Annotated in this window: 14 protein-coding genes; 2 read left to right on the top strand and 12 right to left on the bottom strand. The window is 72.6% G+C overall.

Annotation, left to right across the window (positions count from 1 at the left end):
• Positions 1–17 precede the first annotated feature (17 nt).
• From EAT51_RS08785 to EAT51_RS08745, 9 genes are all read right to left on the bottom strand, one after another.
• Positions 18–2144 (bottom strand): MGH1-like glycoside hydrolase domain-containing protein, encoded by a 2127-nt coding sequence (locus tag EAT51_RS08785; protein ID WP_130517049.1) that lies wholly within the window; start codon positions 2142–2144, stop codon positions 18–20.
• Between the two features lie 251 nt (positions 2145–2395).
• The gene (locus EAT51_RS08780) at positions 2396–3292 is read right to left on the bottom strand and encodes a lysophospholipid acyltransferase family protein (RefSeq protein ID WP_130517047.1); all 897 of its coding nucleotides are present in this window, start codon (positions 3290–3292) and stop codon (positions 2396–2398) included.
• Complete coding sequence (locus EAT51_RS08775; protein WP_130561524.1) at positions 3276–4598, bottom strand: O-antigen ligase family protein; 1323 nt, start codon at positions 4596–4598, stop codon at positions 3276–3278. Before EAT51_RS08775 ends, EAT51_RS08780 begins: the two co-directional genes overlap by 17 nt.
• Complete coding sequence (locus EAT51_RS08770) at positions 4595–5728, bottom strand: glycosyltransferase family 4 protein (protein ID WP_130517043.1); 1134 nt, start codon at positions 5726–5728, stop codon at positions 4595–4597. Before EAT51_RS08770 ends, EAT51_RS08775 begins: the two co-directional genes overlap by 4 nt.
• Positions 5718–5915 carry a zinc-finger domain-containing protein gene (locus EAT51_RS08765; protein ID WP_130517041.1) on the bottom strand — a complete coding sequence of 66 codons (198 nt, stop codon included), beginning with the start codon at positions 5913–5915 and terminating at the stop codon, positions 5718–5720. The genes EAT51_RS08770 and EAT51_RS08765 overlap by 11 nt, the downstream gene beginning before the upstream one ends.
• Positions 5916–6195: 280 nt before the next feature.
• The gene (locus EAT51_RS08760; protein WP_130517039.1) at positions 6196–7422 is read right to left on the bottom strand and encodes an acetylornithine transaminase; all 1227 of its coding nucleotides are present in this window, start codon (positions 7420–7422) and stop codon (positions 6196–6198) included.
• 287 nt (positions 7423–7709) lie between these two features.
• Positions 7710–9584: a glycosyltransferase family 39 protein gene (locus EAT51_RS08755; RefSeq protein ID WP_130517037.1), complete on the bottom strand. Its 1875-nt coding sequence runs from the start codon at positions 9582–9584 to the stop codon at positions 7710–7712.
• Between the two features lie 626 nt (positions 9585–10210).
• Positions 10211–10645: a VOC family protein gene (locus tag EAT51_RS08750; RefSeq protein ID WP_130517035.1), complete on the bottom strand. Its 435-nt coding sequence runs from the start codon at positions 10643–10645 to the stop codon at positions 10211–10213.
• A gap of 54 nt (positions 10646–10699) precedes the next feature.
• Positions 10700–11518 (bottom strand): SDR family oxidoreductase, encoded by an 819-nt coding sequence (locus EAT51_RS08745; RefSeq protein ID WP_130517033.1) that lies wholly within the window; start codon positions 11516–11518, stop codon positions 10700–10702.
• Between the two features lie 160 nt (positions 11519–11678).
• Here EAT51_RS08745 and EAT51_RS08740 point away from each other — a divergent pair, with 160 nt between their 5' ends.
• Positions 11679–13718, top strand: a complete 2040-nt coding sequence (locus EAT51_RS08740; protein ID WP_130561523.1) for a bifunctional DedA family/phosphatase PAP2 family protein — start codon at positions 11679–11681, stop codon at positions 13716–13718.
• Positions 13719–13948: 230 nt separating this feature from the next.
• Here the strand turns inward: EAT51_RS08740 and EAT51_RS08735 are convergent, their stop codons facing one another.
• The 3 genes from EAT51_RS08735 to EAT51_RS08725 form a co-directional block, all read right to left on the bottom strand.
• Positions 13949–14545 (bottom strand): LON peptidase substrate-binding domain-containing protein, encoded by a 597-nt coding sequence (locus EAT51_RS08735; protein ID WP_379655694.1) that lies wholly within the window; start codon positions 14543–14545, stop codon positions 13949–13951.
• Positions 14546–14613: 68 nt separating this feature from the next.
• The gene (mpl, locus tag EAT51_RS08730) at positions 14614–16041 is read right to left on the bottom strand and encodes a UDP-N-acetylmuramate:L-alanyl-gamma-D-glutamyl-meso-diaminopimelate ligase (RefSeq protein ID WP_130517027.1); all 1428 of its coding nucleotides are present in this window, start codon (positions 16039–16041) and stop codon (positions 14614–14616) included.
• Positions 16042–16168: 127 nt separating this feature from the next.
• The gene (locus EAT51_RS08725) at positions 16169–16735 is read right to left on the bottom strand and encodes an adenylate kinase (RefSeq protein ID WP_130517025.1); all 567 of its coding nucleotides are present in this window, start codon (positions 16733–16735) and stop codon (positions 16169–16171) included.
• Positions 16736–16866: 131 nt separating this feature from the next.
• Here EAT51_RS08725 and EAT51_RS08720 point away from each other — a divergent pair, with 131 nt between their 5' ends.
• Positions 16867–18123 carry a 6-phosphofructokinase gene (locus EAT51_RS08720; RefSeq protein WP_130561522.1) on the top strand — a complete coding sequence of 419 codons (1257 nt, stop codon included), beginning with the start codon at positions 16867–16869 and terminating at the stop codon, positions 18121–18123.
• Positions 18124–18154 lie beyond the last annotated feature (31 nt).

The raw sequence follows: 18154 nt of genomic DNA, 5'->3' as shown, positions 1-18154 counted from the left end.
GCCTCACGCCTCTGCGCTCACTCCTCGCTCCAAGGCAGGACCAGGCGCGTGCGCCCGGGGCCGATGCGGCGTTCGAGCGTGGGCGGCGCGGCATTGCCGCCCAACTGGCGCCAGGTCAGGTCGAAGGCCTGGCCATGGTTGTCCAGCTCCAGCACGGCCCGGTGCGCTTCGCGCCGCCAGGCCAGGTCGACCGTGCCGCCGTCGGCGCCCACGCGCACGCCCTGCACGCGCAGCCAGTCCCATTCGGCCGGCGGCTGCGGCGCGAAGGCGAGCCGCCGCCGCGCGCCGTCCACTTCCAGTCCGAGTAATCCGCCGATGGCGGCCGACAGGAAGGAGGCCGAGGACCAGGTCTGCTCGGGTACGGACTCGCGCTGCGGCACGAAGGCCGCGCCCGACTGCACCTCGTGCATGTGCCCGGGCGCGTCCTGCGCGGCCCAGGGCACCAGCCGCTGCCACAGGTCCGCCGCCTGCGCGCCGCGGCCGGCGCGCCACATCGCCTCGGCCGCGCCCGCGCTGCCCAGGCCCCAGACGCTGCCGCGCGAATAGGCTTGCGGCTCGTAATCCGGCGCACTCGCCGGCTTGCTGCGCAGGCCCCAGTCGGTGAGCACGTCCGGCGAGGCCAGCTGCGCGAAGATGGCCGCGGCCTCCTGTGGGGTGGCCGCGCCGCTGCCGATGGCGGCCAGGTCCGCGCCGCTGAAGCGCTCGCCCGGGCGCCCGTCGCGGTGGAAGCCGCTGATCCACTGCCCCGCCGGATCGCGATAGCGCGCGCGGATGGCGGCGCGGGCGCGCACGGCGTCGGCGCGCGCCTGCGCGGCCAGGGCCGCATCGCCCTGCGTGTCGGCCATCGCCGCCATCGCCTGCGCCGCGTCGACCCAGGCCGCCGACAGGGTCAGCTCGTCGGTCAGCGCGTCCTGCTCGTTGCCGCTCATCTTGCCCGCCGGCACACGCGGCAGGCCGTCGCCGGCGTCGATCAGCCCCCGGCAGTAGCGCCAGGCCGCCAGCAGCTGCGGCCAGTGCGCGCGCAGGAAGGCGTCATCGCCGCTGGCCCGCGCGTACTCGGCGGTGACGCTCAGGAAATCGAAGGCGATGTCCACGTGCGCGTACATGTGCGGGTAGTCGCGCACCCACTGCAGGAAGCCGGCGCTCTGCGACAGCTCGTGCCACAGCATGCCGTTGTCCGGATGCTGGTAGCGCAGCTCGAACGCCAGCTGCGCCGCCGCGCGCTCGAACTGCCCGCTGGCGATCAGGGCGCGCGTGGTCACCAGCCCGTCGCCGCCGAAGTACCAGGCGTACTGCGGCCGCCGCGCGCCGTGCGAGGGCCCGTAGCCGGCGACCAGGCCGCAGCCCAGCCGCGGGTTGCACGACCAGGCCTGTTCCAGCGCCACCTGCGCCCAGCGCAGCGCGCGGTCGGCCTGGGCATCGGGCGTGGCGATGCGCAGGCGCGTGGCCTGCGCGTAGCGCGCCGCATCCGCCGCGGCCGGCGCCTCGGGCGCCTCGAGCAGCGCGGCCACCGTGTCGTGCACGTCTTCGTCGCGCTCGCTCTGCGCGGCGAACGCCAGCGTGGCGCAGCGGTCGCGACCGCAGGCGGTCGGCCCCAGGTCCAGGAACAGCGGTTGGCCGAAGGCGCTGCCGCGGCGGTCGTTGTTGGGCACGCTGTGCGCGCCGGCCTGCGGCGAGGCCACCAGGGCGCGGAAGGCGCCGCTGGGCTCCTGCAGGAGCAGCCCCTTGGCGGCATCGTCCCAGCCGAATTCCTGCCCGCCGATGCCCGCCGGCCACATCAGGTTGAGCGAGGGCACCAGGTGCACGCGGATGCGCAGCGTGGGTGGCGCCTGCTCCACCCGCAGCCGCACGCGCACGCCGGGCAGCGTGTCGCGCGCCTCGATCCGCTCGGACACGCGCAGCCCCGGCGCCGCGTAGACGCGGGTCAGGCCGAAGGGATCGACCGTGGCCGCGGCCGGCGCGTCGGCCGCCTCCCAGCGCGTGCCATCGCCGCGCAGGAATTCCAGCCGATAGCCCGATGCGATCTGCACCGGGAAGCTCCACACCTCCAGCCCATCGCTGCCGTAGCCGCCGGCGAAGCCGCGCAGGCCGTGCGCGGCCAGGTAGCGCTCCTGCACGGGCGCCGTGACGGTCCAGGACGGCACGCCTGCGTCGTCGCGCGGTGCCGCGGCGTCTGCCTGCGTCGCCGCCCTGCTCCCCTCTGCCAGCAGGCAGACCGTCGCGGCCATGCTCAACACAACCGCGGACACGCTGCGCAGCGCCATGCTCGAACCCCGGGAGCGACGCGCGATTGTGGCCCGCCCGCCAGGTGTGACGCCCGCCGCGCCGCATCATTGGGCAGGAGCGAGCGCAGAGGAGTGAGGAGTGAGTAAAGGCGGCGCTCGCTCACTCCTCGTCAGTAAGGCGAAGCCTCCCCCGCCGGGCGCGTCTTGAAGCGCCGGTGCCACCACAGATACTGCGCCGGATGCGCGCGGATCACCGCTTCCAGCTCGCGCATGTAGCGCGCGGCGAAGGCGCTCGGGTCGGATGCGTCGGCCTGCGGCCAGGGCGCGTCCACGCGCACGCGGTAGCGGCCATCAGCCAGGCGCTGGCACCAGTACGGCACGATCGCCACACCGGCGCGGCGCGCCAGCTCGGGCGTGGTGGTCAGCGTGGCGGCCTGCACGCCGAAGAACGGCACGAAGGCGCTGTTGTAGGTGAAGTTCTGGTCGGCCAGGTAGACCATGCGCGCGCCGCCGGACAGCGCACGCAGCAGACCGCGCACGTCCTTCTTGCCGACCACATGGGCGAACACCCGCCGGCGCCCGTCCTGCATCAGCCGCTCGCCGCAGGAGCCGCCGGTGCGCCGGACCATGCACGACATCGGCGCGCCCAGCGCCTCGCCCAGCAGGCGCGCGCCCAGGTCGACATTGGGGAAGTGCGCGGTCAGCAGCAGCACGCCGCGGCCCTGCGCCTGCGCGGCGCGCAGGTGCTCCAGGCCCTCGACCTCGAACAGCCCGGCCAAGGCGCTGGAGGGCGCGTACCAGGCGCGGATCATCTCCAGCAGGCCGATCACGCTGTCGCGCGTATTGGTGCGCACCAGCGCCTCGCGCGCGTCCGCGTCCAGCTGCGGGAAACACAGCGCCAGATTGATCCGCGCGATGCGCCGGCGCGAGGCCAGCAGCGGCGTCAGCAGCCAGGCCAGCGCGCGGCCCAGCGCCAGCACGCGCCGCTGCGGCCAGGCCGCCACGCCCCGGCACAGCCAGCGCAGCGGACCCAGGCCGGCGCAGCGCGGCTCAGGCCGCGGCGGCATCGTGGCGCGCCAGCAGGCTGCCGGCGTACAGCGCGGCCAGCAGCAGCGTCAGCCCGCCCCAGAAGGTCGAGTAGAAGGCCAGGTGCGTGTTCAACGGGAACACCGTCACCGCCAGCGCCAGCATCGCCGGCCGCGCGCGATCGCGCGCTTCCGGCGTGGCGAAGCGCCAGGCGCGCCAGGCCAGCGCCGCGCCGGACAGCCACAGCAGCAGGCCGATCACGCCGGTCTCGGCCAGGATCTCCAGCACGATCTGGTGCGCGTGCAGTGCCGGGCCGTGGCCCCAGGCCGGCGCCACGCTCGGCGTGGGATCGCAGGCCGGGAAGACATCGCGGAAGTTGCGCACGCCCACGCCATTGATCGGGTGCTCGCCGATCATGCAGCCGGCGGCCTGCCAGATGCGCCCGCGCCCGGACAGCGCGGTGTCCACGCCGGCCTCGTCGCCGGCGAAAGCCGCGGTGGTCAGCTGCACGCGCTTGGCCAGCTTGGGCGAGGCCACCGCCATCACCGCCAGCAGCACCGCGGCGGTGGCGAACACGCCCAGCAGCGGCTTCCAGCCCAGCAGCCGCCAGCCGGAGAACACCAGCACCAGCGCATAGGTGATCCAGGCCGCGCGCGCGCCGGCCAGCAGGACCACCACGCCGATCGCCGCCGCGGCCAGCAGCCAGCCGCCCATGCCGAAGCGGCGCCCGGCCGCGAACAGGCCGAACGGCGACAGGCTGGCCAGCACCAGGCCGAGCTTGAGGTTGCACGGCCCCAGGAACCCGCTGAGCCGGTCCACCGCCTCGACCTCGGCCGCCGAACACATCGGATGTCCGCTGAAGGCCTGCTTGAGCGCGTCGATGCCGAAGAACAGCGGGCTGGTGCCCACCGCCACCTGGACCAGCGCATCCAGCGTCCAGATCGCCACGATGATGGCCAGCCCGCCGAAGGTGATGCGCCGGCCGCGCTCGTTGGCCACCGCCGAGGCCACCAGCCACAGGAAGGGCAGATAGCGCAGGTCGGTGGCGGCCTCGCCCCAGGCGCGGCCATGGTCGACCGCGTCGAAGGCGGAGATGAATTCCGGCACCCAGTAGGCGCAGAACATCACGCTGGTCAGCGCCCAGGCCTCGTTGCTGAGCAGGCGATCGCCGCCGCGGAAGCGGTGCAGGGCCAGCTGCACCAGTGCGGCCAGCGCGCCCAGCGCCAGCACCGCTTCGGCATAGCCCGGCGCCGGCCACAGCGCGACGAACAGCAGGATCCAGGCCGGCGCCCAGCGCCAGCCGTCCGCGCGCGGAGCAAGTCGGAGCGTCGAAGCGGGCGTGGTCATGGGGCGGTGAGTTCCTGGTAGAGCGCCAGCGTGGCGCGCTGCATCGCGGCCAGCGTGTAGGGCATGGTAGCCGTCGGCGCCGGCGGTGCGGCCAGCAGCGCGCGCGCGGCGGCGGCCAGCGCCTGCGCATCGAACGGCGCCACGGCGCCGGAGGGCTGCAGTTCGCCCAGCAGTTCGCCCACCCCGCCGTGCGCCCAGCCCAGCACCGGGCGCCCGACCGAGAGGGCCTCGATCACGGTGCGGCCGAACGACTCGGGCTTGCGCGAGAGCTGCAGCACCAGGTCGCTGGCGGCATAGGCGTCGGCGATGCGCGCGGTGACCTCGGTGAAGGCGACCGCCTGGGCGATGCCCAGCTGCGCCGCCAGGGCTTCCAGCTCGGCCACATAGTCCTCGCGGCCGGGCTCGCGCGCGCCGGGCAGCCACAGGCGCGCGTCCAGGCCATCGGCGCGCAGCGCGGCCAGCAGCTGCAGGCCGTCGCCATGGCCCTTGAGCCGCGTGCCGCGCCCGGGCAGCAGCAGCAGCGGGCCGTCGCCGGCCAGCTGCGGGAATTGCTCGGCGGCCCAGGCGCGCATCGGCGCATCAGGCCACGGCGCGCGTGGGAATTGCGTCGGATCCAGGCCGCGCGGGATCACCCGCAGGCGCGCCGGATCGGTCCTGGGGTAGTGCTGCAGGACGTAGCGGCGCACGGTGTCGGACACGCAGATCACGCGCTCGCCGCGGGTCATGATGGCGCTGTAGGCGCCGGGCGAATTGAGCCCGTGCACCGTGGTGACCAGGTGCGGGCGTGCGGCGCGCGGCATGCCGCGCAGCGCGCCCCAGCCGATCCAGGCCGGCAGACGCGAGCGCGCGTGGACGATGTCGGGACGCTCGCGCTCGAACAGCGCGCGCAGCGTGCGCACATGGCGCAGCGTGCCCAGCGCCTTGCGGCCGATGTCGAGCGTGAGATGGGTGGCGCCGCTGGCTTCCAGCGCCGGCACCAGGCGCCCGCCGGCGGAGACCACGAGGGCGCGATGGCCGGCCGCGACCAGCGCGGCGGCGATTTCCAGGGTGGAGCGCTCGACGCCGCCGGCGTGCAGTGCCGGCAGCAGCTGCACCACCGTCAGCCGGCGCGTGCCCGGCTCAGTCGGCAAGGACGAAGTGCGAACCGCAGTACGGGCAGTCGGCCTCGCGGTTGGGCGCGTCCTCGATGGGCAGGTAGACGCGCGGATGCGAGTTCCACAGCGCCATCGACGGCAGCGGGCAGCTCAGCGGCAGGTCGGCGCGGGTGACGGTGTAGCGCTTTTCGGCATTGGCCGGCGCGGTGGCGGGTTGGCTCATGGCGGGGTACTCGAACGCAGACCGTGAAGGGCGAGGATTCTAGCAGGGGGCTTGCCCCGTCTTTGTGGGAGCTGCCTAGGCGGCGATGGGTTTCGCTTGCACACCTTCGCCGCCGTAGGCCAAAAAGGCCACAGGGCCCGCTCCCCCCTGTAGAGCGGAGCTTGCTCCGCTGGGGCTTTCCCTATGATCCGGCCGAAATGCAGCGGAGCAAGCTCCGCTCTACAGGGCGGTGGCGACTTGATCGGAAAAGCGCGTTGTTCCCACAGGCTTGGCCGGCCTCTCAGCGCGCGGCCAGCCAATCGCGCAGGGCGGCTTCCAGGCGGGTGAGGCCTTCGGCCAGTTCCTCGTCGGTGAGGTTGAGCGCCGGCACGAAGCGCAGCACGTCCGAGCCGGCCTGCAGCAGCAGCAGGCCGTGCGCGGCGCAGGCGTCGAGGATGGCCGCGGCCTGGCCGGCGTACTGCGGGCGCAGCACCGCGCCCAGCATCAGCCCGCGGCCGCGCACCTCGGCGAACAGCTGCAGCTCGCCGTCCAGGCGGGCCAGCGCCGCCTGCAGCGCCTGCGACTGGCGCACTACATTGGCCGCGATCTGCGGCGAGCCCAGCTTGGCCAACGCCACGCGCGCCACCGCCGCGCCCAGCGGATTGCCGCCGAAGGTGGTGCCGTGCGCGCCGAACTGCATCACCTCGGCCACCTTCGGCCCCACCAGCATCGCGCCGATCGGGAAGCCGCCGCCCAGGGCCTTGGCCAGGGTCACGATGTCCGGCGTCACCCCGTCCTGCCAGTGCGCGAACAACTCACCGGTGCGGCCCATGCCGCACTGGATCTCGTCCAGCACCAGCAGGGCGTCGTGCTGGCGGCACAGCGCCTCGACGCCCTTCAGATAGCCCGGCGCGGCCGGCAGCACGCCGCCCTCGCCCTGTACCGGCTCGAGCATCACCGCGGCCACGTCGCCGCCGGCCATCGCCGCTTCCAGCTGGGCCAGGTCGTTGAAGTCCACGTAGCGGAAGCCGCCGGGTAGCGGCTCGTAGCCTTCCTGGTACTTGGGCTGGGCGGTGGCGGTGACCGTGGCCAGCGTGCGGCCGTGGAAGCTGCCGCGGAAGGTGACGATCACGCGCCGCTCGGGCGCGCGCCCCTGCCCGGCCGCCCACTTGCGCACCAGCTTGATCGCCGCCTCGTTGGCCTCGGCGCCGGAGTTGCACAGGAAGGCCCGGGTGGCGAAGCGCGAGGCCTCCACCAGCTCCTGCGCCAGGCGCAGCGGCGGCTCGCTGTAGAAGATGTTGCTGGTGTGCCAGAGCTTGCCGGCCTGTTCGATCAGCGCGGCGGTGAGGTCCGGGTCGTGGTGGCCCAGGCCGCACACGGCGATGCCGGCCGACAGGTCGATGTACTCGCGGCCTTCGGTGTCCCACACGTGGGCGCCCTGGCCTCGCTCCAGCACCAGTTCGCGCTGGCGGTACACGCTGAGCGTGTACTGCTTGGCGGAGGCGATGAGGTCGGAAGCGGCGGTCATGGCGATCGGTCCTGCGTGCGGAGGGGATAAGCGGGGCATTGTCGCCCATCGCCTGGTGGTGTGTGTGGGGTCACTGCGATGACTGGCGTTGCATCGGTAAAGCCCATCGCCGCCATTGGCCGAAAAGGCCCCAGGGGCGCACTGTAGAGCGGAGCTTGTGGCAATCCCCTTTTGGGGACTCCGCTGCCTTTCGTTCGGTTCGTCGGGACGGCCCCAGCGGAGCAAGCTCCGCTCTACAGGTGAGGAGCCGCCCTTGTGGCCTTTTCGGCCAATGGCGGCGAGCGGTTTTACCGGGAAGCGCCCACCGGCGCCGCACAGCCAGGCCGCTTGGCATTGGGCCGGATCTCGCTGTCCGCGCGCATCGGCGGATCGCAGAACAGCTGCGGCGTGCTGACCGTGTCCTGGCGCTGCAGCGTCCCGTCGCGCCAGTCCTGGACGCCGAAGCGGTCCACCGTGCCCTGCCCAGGCGCGGGCGGCAGCAGCGTCACCACCTCGCGCTTGCCCAGCGTGCCCGCGGGCATCGCCACCAGCGGCCCGGGGTCGGCCGGCGCGGCGCCGGGCGCGGCCGCCGGCACCACGTAGAAGACGAAGCCATCCTCCACCGGCGCCCAGCCGGTCGAGCGACGCCGCGCGCGCTCGAAGGTCTGCATCACCACCCGCGCCGGCGCGATGCCTGGCGCACGCGCCAGGTCCTGCGCCAGCAGCGGTGCGGACTTCTTGTCCAGGTCGTGCACTGCCCAGGCCAGCAGCGGGCAGGCGCCGCTGCCGGCCTGCTGCGCGCGCACCGCCAGCAACGCCGTCAGCTCCGGCACGCGGTGGCGGCCGACCAGCTCGTTGGGCATCCACGCGCGCAGCTGCATCCCGGCCGGTGCGTAGTGGCCGAAGAACTGGCGCTCGGCGAAGGCCCGGTACTGTGGCGTGGGCGGACCGAACTTGTAGGGATGCATCACCGGGATCTGCTGCCCCGCGCAGCCGGGCATGCGCGCGACGAACTGCGCGCCGCTGCGCCAGGGCTCGTTGCGTTCGACGAAGCGCCCGCTGCACATCCACAGCCCGCTGGCCACGGCCACCACCAGCAGCGCCGCGGCGAACTGGCCGCCGCGCCCGGACAGACGCGGGCCGGCCGCCTCGTACAGCCAGGCCAGCAGCGCGCACAGGAACGGCAGGGTGATCAGCACATTGCGCGCCGAGTACGACGGGGCGACCAGACAGCTGACCAGCACGCCGCTGGCGATCACGCCGAGCAGCACGAACAGCGCCAGCCGCGCCGCGTGGCGGCCTCCTTCCGGCACGCGCGCGCCCAGGCTGCCGCGGCCGCCGCGCCAGCGCCGCCACAGCGCGGCCACGATCAGCGCGGTCAGCGCCCAGCTCGCGCCGGCCGCGGCCAGGTGCTTGCGCGCGGTGCGCGTCTGCGACCAGAAGAAGTGCACGTCGGCGCGGTACCAGGTCTTGTCCACGTCCTGCTGCGTGGCATGCAGCAGCAGCCAGGTGTAGCCGCCGACCACGGCCAGGATCAGCAGCCCGGCCAGGATCACCGGCAGGCGCAGGCGCGGCACCGGCAGCAGCCAGGCCAGCACCATGCCGGTGAGCAGCAGCAGGTAGAAGTGCATCAGGCTGCCGGCCAGCCCCAGCGCGAACAGCGCGGCGAACGCGCCCCACGGGAAGGCCCCGGTCGCCGGCGTGCGTTCGCGCAGGCGCAGCGTCAGGCCCATCAGCGCCGCGGCGATCAGGATCGCCGCGCCATAGCTGCGTGCGTTCTGCGACTGTTCGAACCAGAACGTGGACACCGCCACCAGCGCCAGGGCGAAACCCAGCGCCGCCGGGCTGAAGCGCCGCCACAGCACGCGCGCGGTCAGCGCCAGCGCCAGCACCGCGCACACCGCGCTGGACAGGCGCAGCCAGACCTCCGACAGCCCGCCCAGCCGGCTCCAGCCATACAGCAGCATGTAGTACAGCGGCGGATGCACGTCGGTCAGCGCGCGCCGCCAGACGCCGGCCAGGCCGTCGCCTCCGCCGATCACGTAGACGGTGAACAGCTCATCGGCCCAGTAGTTGCTGCGGGCCAGCCCGACGAAGGCGAACGCGCAGGCCACCAGCGCGATGGCGGCATAGGCCGGTGCCGGCCAGCGCAGGCGGCGCTGCGCCACGGAAGAAGACATCATTCGACAATACCGGCAAAGGACGAAAGACACGGCCCGCCCGCGCCCTCGACCCGGGCCAGCGCGCGTCGGCCGGCGGCGATGATACGGCCAGCCCGGCGCGGCGCCGAGCCCCGCGCGGCACGGCGCGCGGAACAGCCCGGCGACCTCCACAAGGACACGCCAAGGCACCAGGTTCCCGCTTTCGCGGGGCCTTTGAAAAACATTGCTGATTGCCGCGTTGGACTGATAAGGGCGCCTTGGAGGTCACGACGATTGCGCCTTGGTGGCTGCCAGTTGATCGGGAAAGCCCCGACCCCTCCCCAGCCCTCCCCTGCGCTGCGCGCAAGGGAGGGGGCAGTAGGTTGCTTGCTGTGCCACCGCCTACTGGTCTTGGCCCCCTCCCTTTCGCCGAAGGCGAAGGGGAGGGTTGGGGTGGGGTGCTTTTGCTTTTGGCTTTGCCCTAGATCGGTGCGTTCAGCCGATGAAAGCAACTCGAACGCAGTCGAGGGGAGTTCTGCAAAGGTCCCCTTTCGCGGCAACGGCGGATCTGTGCCTCCAACTGGACGGCGCGCGTCCTGCCAGCGCACACCGGCGCAGGCAGTGCGGGCCGAAGCCGCGACGCCATCCGGCGCCGCGGGGAAGGCGGCTTACCAGGTGCCGGTATTGGCCATCGAGGCCCAGGGCTCGGCCGGGGCCAGCGGCTTGCCCTTCTGCAGCAGCTCGATGGAGATCAGGTCCGGGCTGCGCACGAAGGCCATGTAGCCATCGCGCGGCGGGCGGTTGATGGTGACGCCCAGTGACTGCAGGTGGGCGCAGGCGGCGTAGATGTCGTCCACCTCGAAGGCCAGGTGGCCGAAATTGCGGGCGCTGCCGTAGTCCTCGACGCTGCCATCCTCGGCCGGCCAGTTGTAGGTCAGCTCGACCTCGGCCTCGGGGTTCTCCGGGGCGCCGAAGTAGACCAGCGTGTAGCGGCCTTCGGGGCTGTCCTTGCGGCGGGTCTCGCGCAGGCCCAGCCCTTCGGTGAAAAACTTGGCGGTGGCGTCCAGGTCGCGGACGCGGAGCATGGCGTGCAGGTATTTCATGGTGTTGAACAACTCGAGAGGGGGGAAAGAGGCGCCAGCGGGCCTGAGGGCCGGTCAGTCCAGGAACAGGTCCGGCAGCAACGGCTGGGTGGGGTCGATGGCGTAGCCGGACAAGTCGTGGACGCCGGCCTGGGCCAGCACCTGATCGTCGATCAGGAACTGGCCGGTGCAATCCGTCGCACGGCGGGTCAGCACGGCATGGGCGGCGTCGCCCATGATCGCAGGCGAGCGCCCGTTGGCCAGCGACACGCCGGGGATCATGTTCAGCGCGTCGGTGGCGATCAGCGTGCGCGGCCACAGGCCGTTGACCGCCACGCCCTGCGGGCCGAACTCGGCCGCCAGGCCCAGCGTGACCAGGCTCATGCCCATCTTGGCCAGCGTGTAGCCGGTGTGCGGACCCCACCACTTGGGATCCAGCGACGGCGGCGGGCACAAGGTCAGGATGTGCGGATTGGGCGCCTGCAGTAGGTGCGGCAGGCAGGCCTGCGCGCACAGGAAGCTGCCGCGCGCGTTGACCTGCTGCATCAGGTCGAAACGCTTCATCGGCGTGTCCAGCGTGCCGCGCAGCCAGATCGCGCTGGCGTTGTTGATGAGGATGTCGATGCCGCCGAAGGTGTCGACCGTGGCCGCCACCGCCGCGCGCACCTGATCCTCATCGCGGATGTCGCACTGCAGGGCCAGGCCGCTGCCGCCGGCCTCGTTCACCGCCTGGGCCGCGCTGTGGATGGTGCCGGGCAGCTTGGGATTGGGCACCGAGGACTTGGCGGCGATGGCCACGTTGGCGCCGTCGCGCGCGGCGCGCAGCGCGATGGCCAGGCCGATGCCGCGCGAGCCGCCGGTGATGAAGAGAGTCTTGCCTGACAGAGTCGTCATGCGCGAGCGCCAATGGCGCGACCGGGCCGGTCGCCGCGCAAGTTTAAGTGCCAGGCCCACGCAGGGCGGCATGCGCGGCAGGCAAGGACCGGGCGCCGCGCGCGGGCGCCGTTCACTTCGCGCTCCTGCGCGCCCGCGCCGGGCACCTATAATTTCGCCGATGGACTCCTGGTTCGACGGCCTGCTCGACTGGATCGCCGCGCATCCGGTCGCCGCCGGCGCGGTGGTCTTCCTCATTGCCCTGTGCGATTCGCTGATCGTGCTGGGCGCGATCGTGCCCGCGCTGCCGCTGCTGATCGGCGTGGGCGTGGTGATCGGGCTGGGAGAACTGTCCGGCCCCTATGCGGTGGTGTGCGCGGCGCTGGGCGCCTTCGTCGGCGACGGGGTGAGCTTCTGGGTGGGCCGGCGCTGGGGCACGCAGCTGCGCGCGCACTGGCCCTTCAGTAAGTATCCGCAGCTGCTCGAACGCGGCGAGCGCCTGTTCCACCGCAACAGCCTCAAGGCGATCTTCATCGCGCGCTATGTCGGGCCGATCCGGCCGTTCGTGCCGGCGGTGGCCGGCATGCTGCACATGCCGCTCAAGCGCTATCTGCCGGCCAGCGCGGCGGCCGGCCTGTCCTGGGCGGTGCTGTTCCTGCTGCCGGGCTGGATGCTGGGCCAGGCCTACGACGCGGTCGCCGCGGTCGCCGGGCGCCTGGCGGTGGTGGTGGGCCTGCTGCTGGTGGTGCTGGGCGTGATCTGGGCGGCGGTGCTGTACAGCTACCGCTGGTTCGCCGCGCATGCCGATGCGCTGCTCGCGCGCGGCCTGGCCTGGTCGCGCGCGCATCCGGTGCTGGGGCGCCATTCGGTGGCGCTGTTCGACCCCCGGCGCCGCGAGACGGTGTCGCTCGCGGTGCTGGCCGTGGCGCTGCTGGCCCTGGCCTGGGTGCTGTTCGCCTTCCTGGTGGTGGTGCTGGGCCATGGCGAGCCGCTGGGCGTGGACCTGGCGCTGTACGAACTCATGCACAGCCTGCGCAATCCGCTGGCCGACCGCCCGCTGGCGGCGATCGCGGCGATCGGCGATGCCGACGTGCTGGCGCCGGCCTGGCTGGCCGTGCTGGGCTACCTGGCCTGGCGCAAGCGCTGGCTGGCGGTGGGCCACTGGGTGGCGGCGATCGTCTTCGGCGTGGCCCTGACCGGTTGGCTGGGCGTGGTGGTGGACATTCCCAAGCCGCCGGTGGTGGCGGGGGGCTTCGGCTTCCCGTCCAAGGCGGTGACCATGAGCACGATCATCTTCGGCTTCTTCGCCGTGCTGATCTCGCGCGAGCTGCCGGGCCGCGACCGCGCCTGGCCGTACGTGGTCGCCGGTGTGGTGGTCAGCACGATCGGCTTCGCCCGCATCTACCTGGGCGCGCACTGGCTCAGCGATGTGGTCGGCGGCACCCTGCTGGGCGTGGTGTGGGTGCTGATCCTGGGCGTGGCCTACCGCAGCCGGGTGCGGCGCTCGCTGTGGGTCAAGCCGCTGGCCTGGCTGTTCTACGGCGTGTTCGTGCTGGCCGCGCTGTGGCACGGGCCGCGCGCGGTGGATCGCATGCTGGCGCTGTTCGATGCGCCCATCGCCTCGATCGCCCGGCCCTTGCCGGACTGGTGGAAGGACGACTGGCGCAAGTTGCCGGCCACGCGCAACGAGTTCGACGACGCCCAGCGCTGGCCGCTGGACGTGCAGATCGCCGGCCCGCTGCAGCCGCTGGTGCGCCATCTGGAAGACCAGGGCTGGCGCCTGCAGCCGCAGGCCGGCTGGGAGCGCGCGCTGCAGCTGCTGGACAGCGACCTGCCGCGGGAACGGCATCCGGTGCTGCCGGCGACGCTGGACACGCGCGCCGAGAGCCTGCTGATGCTCAAGCCCGGCCCGCGCGCCGACCAGCAGTACGCGCTGCGCCTGTGGGCCAGCCCGATCGCGCTGCAGCCTGGCCAGGTGCCGCTGTGGATCGGCGGCGCGCAGACGCTGCGCCACCAGACCCTGTTCGGGCTGGTCGGCATGTGGCGGCCGCTGCCCGACGCCGACGCCTCGCTGGACCAGGTGCGCGATTCGGTGCGCGGCCTGCCGCAGGCGCTGGCGCCGCATCCATCCTCCGGCCTGCCGGTGCTGCGCCTGCGCACCGATCAGCTGCCGCTGGAACACGCCCCGCCCGCGCAGCTGCCGCCGGTGCGGGCGCGCTGAGGCCTGCGGCGCGGGTGCGATGCCCGCCGCGGGTGACCGGCCGTTCGGACGGTCGCCGTCCATCAACGCCGATCAAGCGCCCGTCGTTCCCGCGAAAGGGGGATGCGGTGGCTTGGCTGTCGTCGGGAAAGCCACTGGGTTCCCGCCTTCGCGGGAACGACGGTAGAGAATTTGTCGCGGCTAACGACGATGGAAAGCGAGTCCGTCGCAGCTTCAGGCCAGCGAAGGCGCTAGGCCATCAGCGCCAGCAGATGATCCAGGCGCGCATGCGGATCGTCTTCCTGCAGCACGGCCAGGCGCTGGGCGTCGCTGAGCGGCAGCAGTTCGGCCAGGCGCCAGCCCACCCAGGCGGCGCTGTCCAGGTCGGCGGCGGTCATGCCGGGCGGGGTCGCGCCGGCCTTCTCGAAGATCTTCTCCAGCACCGTGGCCAGCAGGCCGTGCTCGGGGCGCAGTTCGTCGTCGTCCTCGGGCGGGCACCAGTCCACCTCGCCCACCACCAGCCCGTTGTCGCGCACCCGCGTGCGCTGCACGTGGAAGCGCCGGCCGCCGCGCAGGCGCAGGGTCAGCAGGCCGTCGCTGCCGGTGCCGAAGTCCTCGATCGTCGCCTCGGTGCCATAGGCCGCCGGCGTCGCGGGGGCGCCGGCCTCGCCGCCCTGCAGGATCAGGCACACGCCGAAGCCGCGCCCGCTGCGCCCGCATTCCCGGATCAGGTCCAGGTAGCGACGCTCGAACACCCGCAGCCCCAGCCCCGCCCCGGGCAGCAGCACGGTGTTGAGCGGGAACAGGGGAAGCGTCTCGGTCGCGGGCATGGCCGGGAGTGTAGGCAGAGCGGAGGTGAAGAGGGGTGAGCGAAGCGAAGTGGGCAACGACCAGGGCGCACAGGCCCGGCTTTCGCTCACTCCTGCTGCAAGGACGCCAGGAAGCGCCGCGGCGCCCCGTCGAAGCCGCCGTTGGACATGAACACCACATGGTCGCCCTCGCGCACCAGCGTGCCCAGCGCGGCGATCAGCGCATCGCTGTCGGGCACCGCACGCGCCTGGCCGCGGACGGCGGCGATCACCTTGCCGGCGTCCCAGGCCAGCTCGGGCCGGTGCAGGAACACCACCGCATCGGCGCCATCCAGCGACGGCGCCAGCGCCTGCGCATGCGCGCCCAGCCGCATCGAATTGCTGCGCGGCTCCATCGCCACCACGATGCGCGCCGCGCCGACCTTCGCACGCAGGCCCTCGAGCGTGGTGGCGATGGCCGTGGGGTGATGGGCGAAGTCGTCGTACACGGTGACGCCGCGCGCCTGGCCGATCACCTCCAGCCGGCGCTTGACGCTGCGGAACGCGGCCAGTGCCGGCATCACGCCGGCGATGTCCACGCCCACCGCGCTGGCCGCCGCCAGCGCCGCCAGGCCGTTGAGCACGTTGTGCCGGCCGACCAGCGGCCACTGCACCTGGCCCACTTCCACCCCACGCCGCAGCACGGCGAAGGCGCTGCCGTCGGCCTCGATCAGGCGCGCACTCCAGTCCAACGCCGGATCGAAGCCGAAGCGCTCCACCGGCGTCCAGCAGCCCATCGCCAGCACCTCGTCCAGGCGCGCATCGGCGCCGTTGACGATCAGCCGGCCGTTGCCCGGCACGGTGCGCACCAGATGATGGAACTGGCGCTGGATCGCGGCCACGTCGGGGAAGATGTCGGCGTGGTCGTACTCGAGGTTGTTGAGGATCGCCACGCGCGGCCGGTAATGCACGAACTTGCTGCGCTTGTCGAAGAAGGCGGTGTCGTACTCGTCGGCTTCGACCACGAAGAGCGGCGCGTCGGCGTCCGGCGCCGGATCGCCCTGGTCCGGCGCAGCGCCGGATGCGGCCGCGGCGGGCGAGCCTCCCAGCCGCGCCGACACGCCGAAGTCCTCGGCCACCCCGCCGATCAGGAAGCCCGGCGCGCGCCCGGCCGCCTCCAGCAGATAGGCCAGGATGGTGGTGGTGGTGGTCTTGCCGTGCGTGCCGGCCACGGCCAGCGTGGTGCGCCCGGGCAGCACCGCCTCGCTCAGCCACTGCGCGCCGGAGGTGTAGGCGCGGCCGGCATCGAGCACCGCCTCCACCGCGGCGTTGCCGCGCGACAGCGCGTTGCCGATGATCACCGCATCGCAGTCCGGCGAGATGTTGTCAGGCGCATAGCCCTGCGCCAGCGCGATGCCCAGCCGCTCCAGCTGCGTGGACATGGGCGGATAGATCGCCTGGTCGCTGCCTTCGACGGTGTGGCCCAGCTCGCGCGCCAGCGCCGCCACGCCGCCCATGAAGGTGCCGGCGATGCCGAGGATGTGCAGTTTGCTCATCGTTGCAGCAGGAGTGAGGGGAAGAGCGAGGAGTGAGCGGGAGGAGCGAGAAGCGAGGAGCGAGCCAATCGGGCAGCGGTTGCCTTTGCTCGGTCCTCACTCCTGCGCGCTCACTCCCGGCTTTCGACTAGCGCTTGGCCAGCGCCTCGGTCAGCCGCTGGGTGACTTCGTCCAGCTCGCCCACGCCGTCGACCACGGTCAGGCGGCCCTGCTGCTTGTAGAAGTCGATCACCGGCGCGGTGCTGTCCGCGTAGACCTGCAGGCGCTTGCGCACCGACTCGGGGTTGTCGTCGGCGCGGCCCTCGGCCTGGGCGCGGCCGGCGATGCGCTCGACCAGCAGCTCGGTCGGCACGTCCAGCTGCACGGCCGCATCCATCGGCTGGCCGATGCGGGCCAGCAGCTGGTTCAGCGCGTCGGCCTGGGCCAGGTTGCGCGGATAACCGTCCAGGATGAAACCGTTGGCGACGTCGGGCTGGGACAGGCGCGATTCGAGCATGCCCAGCAGGATCTCGTCGGAGACCAGGTTGCCGGCATCCATCACCGCCTTGGCCTGCTTGCCGAGCTCGGTGCCGGCCGCCACCTCGGCACGCAGCAGGTCGCCGGTGGAGATGTGCGGGACCTTGAAGTGGTCCTTCAGGCGCGTGGCCTGCGTGCCCTTGCCCGAACCGGGCGGTCCCAGAAGAACCAGTCGCATCGTGTCACTCCAGCATTCAATGAGGAAACCTGTGAGGCCGGAGCGGGCAGCCAGCACGGCGGCGGCGCCGACGCGACCGGCGCATCGATATGGGAAGCTTACCCCATCCGGTCCAGACCCCAGGAAAGACGATGGCGGCTTCCACCCTGTTGTACGCGCAGTCCGGCGGCGTCACTGCCGTCATCAATGCCACCGCCGCCGGCGTCATCGGCGAGGCCAGGCGGCACAAGGTCAAGGTCCTGGCGGCGCGCAACGGCATCCTCGGCGCCCTGCGCGAGGAGCTGATCGATACCTCCAAGGAATCGGCCGCGGCGATCGCCGCGCTGGCGCATACGCCGGGCGGCGCGTTCGGCTCGTGCCGGGTCAAGCTCAAGTCGCTGGAGGCCGACCGCGCCCGATACGAGCGTCTGCTGGAGGTGCTCAAGGCCCACGGCGTGCGCTGGTTCCTCTACAACGGCGGCAACGACTCGGCCGATACCGCGTGGAAGGTCTCCCAGCTGGCCCAGGCCTTCGGCTATCCGCTGACCTGCGTGGGCGTGCCCAAGACCATCGACAACGACCTGGCGGTCACCGACACCTGCCCCGGCTTCGGCTCGGCGGCCAAGTACACCGCCGTGTCGGTACGCGAATGCGCGCTGGACGTGGCGGCGATGGCCGAGACCTCGACCAAGGTCTTCGTCTACGAGGCCATGGGCCGCCATGCCGGCTGGCTGGCCGCGGCCGCGGGCCTGGCCGGCACCGGCCCGGACCAGGCGCCGCACCTGATCCTGTTCCCCGAGCGCGCTTACGACGAGGCCGCCTTCCTGGCCCAGGTGGACAAGGTGGTCAAGCGGGTCGGCTATTGCGTGGTCGTGGCCAGCGAAGGCATCCGCAGCGCCGACGGCCGTTTCGTCGCCGACGCCGGCGGCGGCACCGATGCCTTCGGCCATGCCCAGCTGGGCGGCGTGGCTTCGTACCTGGCCGGCAAGGTCAAGGCCGCGCTGGGCTACAAGGTGCACTGGGCGCTACCGGACTACCTGCAGCGCTCGGCTCGCCACATCGCCTCCAAGACCGACTGGGATCAGGCCCAGGCCGTGGGCAAGGCGGCCGTGCAGTACGCCCTGGCCGGGCACAACGCGGTCATGCCGGTGATCGTGCGCGGCGCCGATGCGCCCTACCGCTGGAAGATCGCCCCGGCGCCGCTGTCCAAGGTCGCCAACCACGAGAAGACCATGCCGGCCGGCTTCATCCGCAAGGACGGCTTCGGCATCACCGAGCGCGCTCGCCGCTACCTCTCGCCGCTGATCCAGGGCGAGGCGCCGCTGCCCTATGGCCGCGACGGCCTGCCCAAGTACGTGGAACTCAAGAACGTGGCGGTGAAGCAGAAACTGCCTGCCTGGGAAGGCTGAGGCCGCGCATTCCCGGGCGGAGGCCAGAGCA

The organism is Pseudoxanthomonas winnipegensis (assembly GCF_004283755.1).
In the GTDB taxonomy this organism is placed as follows: domain Bacteria; phylum Pseudomonadota; class Gammaproteobacteria; order Xanthomonadales; family Xanthomonadaceae; genus Pseudoxanthomonas_A; species Pseudoxanthomonas_A winnipegensis.
The sequence above is the reverse complement of the archived record's forward strand: the minus strand, read 5'-3'. Positions and strand labels throughout refer to the sequence as shown.

Excerpts from the sequence above, each read along its gene's own strand:
- EAT51_RS08725 (WP_130517025.1), bottom strand. The coding sequence starts at position 16,735 with ATGCGACTGGTTCTTCTGGGACCGCCCGGTTCGGGCAAGGGCACGCAG.
- EAT51_RS08775 (WP_130561524.1), bottom strand. The coding sequence starts at position 4,598 with ATGACCACGCCCGCTTCGACGCTCCGACTTGCTCCGCGCGCGGACGGC.
- EAT51_RS08720 (WP_130561522.1), top strand. The coding sequence starts at position 16,867 with ATGGCGGCTTCCACCCTGTTGTACGCGCAGTCCGGCGGCGTCACTGCC.
- mpl (WP_130517027.1), bottom strand. The coding sequence starts at position 16,041 with ATGAGCAAACTGCACATCCTCGGCATCGCCGGCACCTTCATGGGCGGC.
- EAT51_RS08740 (WP_130561523.1), top strand. The coding sequence starts at position 11,679 with ATGGACTCCTGGTTCGACGGCCTGCTCGACTGGATCGCCGCGCATCCG.
- EAT51_RS08750 (WP_130517035.1), bottom strand. The coding sequence starts at position 10,645 with ATGAAATACCTGCACGCCATGCTCCGCGTCCGCGACCTGGACGCCACC.
- EAT51_RS08745 (WP_130517033.1), bottom strand. The coding sequence starts at position 11,518 with ATGACGACTCTGTCAGGCAAGACTCTCTTCATCACCGGCGGCTCGCGC.
- EAT51_RS08760 (WP_130517039.1), bottom strand. The coding sequence starts at position 7,422 with ATGACCGCCGCTTCCGACCTCATCGCCTCCGCCAAGCAGTACACGCTC.
- EAT51_RS08780 (WP_130517047.1), bottom strand. The coding sequence starts at position 3,292 with ATGCCGCCGCGGCCTGAGCCGCGCTGCGCCGGCCTGGGTCCGCTGCGC.
- EAT51_RS08765 (WP_130517041.1), bottom strand. The coding sequence starts at position 5,915 with ATGAGCCAACCCGCCACCGCGCCGGCCAATGCCGAAAAGCGCTACACC.
- EAT51_RS08755 (WP_130517037.1), bottom strand. The coding sequence starts at position 9,584 with ATGATGTCTTCTTCCGTGGCGCAGCGCCGCCTGCGCTGGCCGGCACCG.